The sequence below is a fragment of the Corynebacterium sp. HMSC074C01 genome (assembly GCF_001814605.1).
GTDB lineage: Bacteria > Actinomycetota > Actinomycetes > Mycobacteriales > Mycobacteriaceae > Corynebacterium.
In genome coordinates, this window is the sequence record NZ_KV817240.1 from 1 (window position 1) to 5,615 (window position 5,615).

10 protein-coding genes are annotated in these 5,615 nt (G+C 61.1%); 7 read left to right on the forward strand and 3 right to left on the reverse strand.

Features of this window, described 5'->3' with window-relative positions; all coding sequences use genetic code 11:
• Positions 1-50 precede the first annotated feature (50 nt).
• The 7 genes from HMPREF2978_RS00435 to HMPREF2978_RS00465 all read left to right on the forward strand — a co-directional run bounded on the left by HMPREF2978_RS00435 (position 51) and on the right by HMPREF2978_RS00465 (position 3,905).
• Positions 51-344, forward strand: coding sequence for a hypothetical protein (locus HMPREF2978_RS00435; RefSeq protein ID WP_070743362.1), 294 nt, complete (start codon positions 51-53; stop codon positions 342-344).
• A gap of 21 nt (positions 345-365) precedes the next feature.
• The gene (locus tag HMPREF2978_RS00440) at positions 366-644 is read left to right on the forward strand and encodes a pyocin knob domain-containing protein (RefSeq protein ID WP_246818702.1); all 279 of its coding nucleotides are present in this window, start codon (positions 366-368) and stop codon (positions 642-644) included.
• 73 nt (positions 645-717) lie between these two features.
• Positions 718-1,290: a carbohydrate-binding protein gene (locus HMPREF2978_RS00445; RefSeq protein ID WP_070743368.1), complete on the forward strand. Its 573-nt coding sequence runs from the start codon at positions 718-720 to the stop codon at positions 1,288-1,290.
• A 63-nt stretch (positions 1,291-1,353) separates the two neighbouring features.
• On the forward strand, positions 1,354-2,724 hold the full coding sequence (locus HMPREF2978_RS00450) for a GH25 family lysozyme (RefSeq protein ID WP_070743370.1): 1,371 nt from the start codon (positions 1,354-1,356) through the stop codon (positions 2,722-2,724).
• The gene (locus HMPREF2978_RS00455) at positions 2,721-3,080 is read left to right on the forward strand and encodes a hypothetical protein (protein ID WP_070743372.1); all 360 of its coding nucleotides are present in this window, start codon (positions 2,721-2,723) and stop codon (positions 3,078-3,080) included. Before HMPREF2978_RS00450 ends, HMPREF2978_RS00455 begins: the two co-directional genes overlap by 4 nt.
• A 2-nt stretch (positions 3,081-3,082) precedes the next feature.
• Entirely contained in the window at positions 3,083-3,493 is a 411-nt protein-coding gene (locus HMPREF2978_RS00460; RefSeq protein WP_070743374.1) for a hypothetical protein, read from the forward strand.
• Positions 3,483-3,905: a hypothetical protein gene (locus tag HMPREF2978_RS00465; RefSeq protein WP_070743377.1), complete on the forward strand. Its 423-nt coding sequence runs from the start codon at positions 3,483-3,485 to the stop codon at positions 3,903-3,905. The genes HMPREF2978_RS00460 and HMPREF2978_RS00465 overlap by 11 nt, the downstream gene beginning before the upstream one ends.
• 64 nt (positions 3,906-3,969) lie before the next feature.
• Here the strand turns inward: HMPREF2978_RS00465 and HMPREF2978_RS00470 are convergent, their stop codons facing one another.
• From HMPREF2978_RS00470 to HMPREF2978_RS00480, 3 genes are all read right to left on the reverse strand, one after another.
• Positions 3,970-4,659 (reverse strand): MucR family transcriptional regulator, encoded by a 690-nt coding sequence (locus HMPREF2978_RS00470; protein WP_070743379.1) that lies wholly within the window; start codon positions 4,657-4,659, stop codon positions 3,970-3,972.
• Positions 4,659-5,051 carry a hypothetical protein gene (locus HMPREF2978_RS00475; protein ID WP_070743381.1) on the reverse strand — a complete coding sequence of 131 codons (393 nt, stop codon included), beginning with the start codon at positions 5,049-5,051 and terminating at the stop codon, positions 4,659-4,661. The genes HMPREF2978_RS00470 and HMPREF2978_RS00475 overlap by 1 nt, the downstream gene beginning before the upstream one ends.
• 87 nt (positions 5,052-5,138) lie before the next feature.
• Positions 5,139-5,321: a hypothetical protein gene (locus tag HMPREF2978_RS00480; protein ID WP_070743385.1), complete on the reverse strand. Its 183-nt coding sequence runs from the start codon at positions 5,319-5,321 to the stop codon at positions 5,139-5,141.
• Positions 5,322-5,615: the final 294 nt, after the last annotated feature.

Here is a 5,615-nt window from a genome sequence, read left to right on the forward strand (position 1 = left end):
CCCCCCCCTGCGTAATTGCAGGGTTTTGGCGCTGGTGGGGGTGGTGCTAAATGGCTTTACGCAAAATCGGCACCAGCCGCGACGTGGCGGCATTCACCCTTACCGGCGATTCCGGTTGGCGCACCCCCACCGGCAAGAATCAAACATGGGTAACGACTGGGGAAACCTCTATAACTCTCGAAGCAGGCACCTACCTCATCGAGGGGCCGCCAAATGTCGCCCAGTACAACCGCTCGCCGTGGACAAACGAGGGCAGTATCACGCCCCCAGCCGTGGTGGAGTACACCGAGGACAAGCAACTGTACTGCCAGTACAACGGAGTGCTGAAGATCACCAGACTGTAGCCGTCTTGGGTGGTGGTCGCCGTGGCGCTTAAGCGCATCAGTCAGCCGCTAACCGATCTAGGGAGCAGCGAACACCTGGACAACCTCACTACCACCGGCGTGTATCACCAAGCTCTGTCAAGAAACACAGACGTAAATAATGGCTACCCGGAGGCACAAGCTGGCCTACTCGAAGTCATCTCCCCGCCAGGCGTACAGATGGTGTACCAGCGCTACACCGTCTATAACTCCCGCGCCTTGTACTTCCGAGGTTTCTACGGCTCATCGTGGGGGCCGTGGAAAAAAGTCCTGACCGAGTAGACAACCAGCTTTCTGTGCGACCCTCTGACCGCCCCGTGGTTAGGGGGACGCTCACGTTTATGGAGGAACATTTATGACACCTGATGAAATCACCGCAGCAATCCGGCGGCTAGACGACGCTCAGTTTCAGGAGCTTTTGGCCTGGGTAGTCACCCCAGAGCGTGAACGTCGTGCCGCGCAAGCCGCCGTTGAGCAAGCACAAGCCGATTTGGTGGCCGAGCTACAAGAAGCGGGCAAGTTAGACAAGCCGAAGGCCGTCACCGTGGAGGAGGCTATCGCAGCGCCGGACAAGGTGCCCGCGTGGGAGAACCCGCTCACCGACCACTCGCGCATGTACGCGAAGACCAATGTTATTACCCACAACCAGCGTTTCTGGGAGTCCACCCACCCCGGGCTTAATGCCTGGGAGCCAGGCGCACACGGCGTCGACGAGCACATCTGGCGCGACATCACCCAGCAGGTGCACCCCACCGCCCCGGGTGAAAACACCGCCACGCCTGGTGCTATCCCCTTCGCCCCGGAGCTTCCGGTGGAGGAGGGCGACCTCATTGAGTACGAGGGCGTGACGTACCGCGTGCTCAGCGCCCACACCACCCAGACCTACTGGCCACCCGCTGAGTCACCCAGCCTATTCCAGCGCACGTAAACCCCAACCCCTGCTGACCGCCCCGGTTGGTGGGGGATTCTCATATTGGAAGGGAGCACAATCATGGTCACAATGCCGGTGCCTAAGGGCTTCGTGGTCACCTCGCCGCTTGGCCCACGATGGGGCACTACCCACTGGGGAGTAGATTACGGCGTGGCTGGTGGCTCAGGCGGCAAGCCCATCTACGCAATCAAGGACGGCACGGTCATCGCGGCTGGCCCTGCTTCGGGGTTCGGGCAGTGGATTCGCCTTGACCACCCCGCCAGCGTCGGCGGCAATGAGTCCGTCTATGGGCACATCATCCCCGAGGTGACGGTGGGGCAGCGGGTGCGGGAAGGGCAGCGTATCGGTCGCATCAACCCCGATTCACGTACTAACGGAGGTGTGGCACCTCACCTGCACATTGAGGTGTACCGCTACTCATGGGTGGCCCCAGCCCGCCGTGTGCTTGGGCAAACAATTCTCGACCCGCAGGAAGTGCTGCGCGGCGCGAAGTGGCCGGGCGAGTCTCGGCCCACCAATCAGACCAAGTTGAAACCGGAGGCGGGAACATTGTTTGGCGTTGACGTTAGTGAGCACCAGGACGGAATGAGCCTCAAGCATGCGAATCTCGAGGGTATCGACTTCGCCATCATCCGCACCACGGACGGCACCTACAAGGATCGCTGTTACCGCTCGCACCTGGATGATGCTGAGGGCGCGGGGATGCTCACCGCCGCGTATCACTACCTCCGTAACCCGTCGGAGGGTACGACGATTCAGCAGCAGGTGCAGGCCTCCCTGGAGGTCATGGGCGATGCGAAGCGCCCGATGTGGATTGATGTGGAGACCAACGCGGGCCTTCATGTTGACCACATCCGCCAGTGCAAGGCTGAGTTTGAGCGCCGGGGCGTGCGCGTTATCGGCGTGTATTCCTATGTGCCCTACTGGGAGGGGCGCATTAGCCCGAGTGAGCCGGACAGCCACGAGTTCGGGGCGTTCTGGGTAGCCGCTTACGGCGCCAACCCGAGGGGCAAGCCCCGCGAAATCTACCCCGGCTACCAGCACCGCCAATGGGACTACCCGCTCGGCAATCAAAAGCCCGCCCTGTGGCAGTTCGGCAGCAACGCCCTAGTGGCCGGGCACGCGGTAGACATCAACGCCTTCAGGGGCAGCAGGGCACAGCTGGAGGCACTATTCACAGGACAGCAAAAGGAGGAGGAGGAAGACGTGAGCAATCTCTACTCACAAATCACCACATTCATCTCGGGCTACCTAGGCCCCCAGATTGACGCCCTACAGGACGTATGGACGCAGCTACGCGGCCCGAAGGGCAAGGGCTGGCCGCAGCTCGGGCAGAACGACAAGGGCCAGAACCTCACACTGGTCGACGCGGTGGCGGCGCTGCGCGCCGATGTGGCACGCCTTGAGAAGAAGCTGGAGGGCAAGCGATGACACGACCTTCACCAATGCTCACTGAGGTGGGCGAGTATTTGGCTGGTGCGGTGGCCGCGGAGTTGGTGGCGCAGCCGTGGTGGCTGCGGCGCAAGGGCACGATAATGCTGGTGCTGCAAGCGTTGGCGTGGCTGGCAGGTATCCTCCCTGTCGTGCTGACAGACTCCCCGGAGTGGTTTATCTTCGTCGCTGGTGGTGTGGGCTTCATCCTGACCACGCTGCTGAACGCTTTGACGGTGGATGGTGTGACGCCTTCCATGGCGCCGCGATTGGCGGAGCAGGCGGAGGTGGCGCAGGCCGAGGCTACGGCCCCACCCTTGCCGGTCTATACCGGGCCGACCACAGCGGGGGAGTAGCCGTGACCCGCACCCTACGGCTCATTATCGCCGCGCTCGCCTTCCAAGAGGCGTCACGCGGGCTGGACTACCTGTTCGGTGACAGCAGGCCCGGAACCGGCGTGTTCGAGATAGACAGTATTGGCCCGGCCTTCGCCTGGGGGCTGGCATGCGTTATCGCCGCCCTGGTCATCACGGTGGGGCTGGTCACTAAGCGGGATAATGTCGTGCGCTCGGGCGCAATGCTGTCGGCGGCTATCTACATCGCCTTCGCCCTCATGGTTGTGGACAACGTTTACGCAGATGACACGATAGACGACTGGCGGTATCTCACCCTGTACCTCAGTGCCGCGTTCATCTGGGGAGTCATCGCCTGGGCGCTCACCGTCCGCATGGCAGTCGCGAAAAACCGGAAGGAGCATAGTGCAGATTGACGAAATCCTCACGTTCCTATCCGGCTCCAAGAACCCGCTGGGGTTCTTCCTCTCCATCGCTATTATCCTCGCCGTCGTCTCGGGTTTGTTCTCCAAGGCGGCGGAGAACTACGGCGGCATCATAGGCGCAGCCGGCAAGGCTCTCACCCGCCACAAGCAGGCAGCGATCGCCGCCGATGAGGCCAGTGATGCGCGCCGCCTCGACCGGATGGAGGAGACGATTCAGCGCCTGGATGAGGAAGTGGGGGAGCTACGCGCCAAGGACAAAAGCCACCACGAGTATCAGCTTTACGTGGCTGGGTACTGGCGCAAGCTCCAGTTCTGGGCCGTGGAGAAGGACATTACTTTGCCACCGCCGCCGATGATGACGTACCCGGAGTGGAAGATAAGCACCTACCCCGACACCAACTAGGCTTGTGAAAGTCTTTGAAGTTTGACCCTCACCCCACAGCGGGGTGGGGGTCCTTTTCTGCGTTTTATAGGTTATCCCGCTCCCACGCTTGCAGCTCCACACCAGGGGAGCGCTGCACCAGCTCACGCACATCAGACATGTGCTCCTGCCAGCGGCGCACAGTCCACCGCACATTAGTATGCGAGCACCCATTCATCCGGCTAATCGCAGACCAGGATTCACCCTCCTCCCACATACGCCACCATCGTGCCGACCGCTCCCCACCTTTGTGTGACCGATAGGTGTTAATCCTGGCGCACAGCTCACTACATGTAGGCACCACCATCCGTGTCTTCATCGGGGGACGCCCACACACCACACAGGGTCGAATCCTCTTCTTCGCCCCCTTGATATTCTGCCGTGCACGCTGCGCATGGACCTCGATGTCCACGCCCCGGCGCTTGAAAGCAGACTCGTCGCGGGCGTGGGACGCGGCAGTGGGGTCACGCTTCGCCTCAAACTTCTTCCACCCCTCAGACCCCACGCGGGCTTTCGCCTTCTTCGACTGCTTAGCGCTGACCTCCGGCGACACCAAGGGAATCTTTTGGGGGATGCCGTGCTTCTCCCTGTACTCGTCAGCGGTCACCTCATGGGTAATGGCCACATGCGCCGCGAGGGACTTGTACATACGCCCACACTCGTGGCACAGGATGCGCTCATCATCTCCGTCGATGATGCCGTACCGGCCATGCCCGTCTTTGTCCCCGACGTTCATTAGCGCTGCACCATTTTGCTGATGGCCTGCTTGGACACCCCGGCGGCGCGGGCCACGCTGGCCTGGCTAGCCCCAGCAGCAATAGCAGCACGGATTGCTTTGTCACGCTCACTACGTAGGGCGTCAGCGGTGTCGGCGGCGTCCTGGTAGTCGGCGGCAGCTTCTTCGAGGGTGGCGAGCTGGCGCTGTCCTAGGTCGCCGGCGTTGCGGGCGGACTTCACAGCACCGATGAGGAAGTCAGCGTCATCGTCTCTGAGCTCGTCCTCGTCAATGTCCCGCCCCTCCAGCTCTTCAAGCTGGGTGATGTAGGTGCGGAGTGCGTCTTCGGCGGCGTCGGTGTCCATGTCGAGCATGTAGTGGAGAGTTTCAGCCAGATTGTTGATGGTGGTCATGGCGGTTCCTTTCTGGTTGTGGTTGGTGTTTCTTGGTGCCCGGCGGGGGAGTCGAACCCCCGCATGGTGACCGTCCGGGCTGCTGGGTTAGAGGGCGTTGGCTTCGACGATGCCCCAGAAGTCGGCATCCTCGTCGAGGTAGAAACCTTCGCCTTCGGTCTTGATGAGGGCGTCGGCGATAGTGTCCACGTCGTGCTCGTTGGCGTACTCGCCGAGTGGTTCGATGATTTCGCGCTGTACTGCTTCGTTCCAGGTGGTGTAGGTGGTCATTGTTCTTGTCCTTTTCTTTGTGCTCTCTGCCTTACACCCCTAAGTATAGTCACTACGGTTTACAAGTCAAGCGGGTTGACGTGTGTTAGTGGTCACATTTTAGGGGTGGTGACACCAATACCGTCGAGGCCCCAAAATCCCACGACAATCCCACGACATGCGCCACCGTAAACCGCTGTAAACGGCTGCAAACGACTGTATAGACGAAAACGCAGAAACCCCCTCCCACCAGCATAAACGCTAGTAGAAGGGGGTGAATTATTTGCTCCTCCAACTGGGCTCGAACCAGTGACC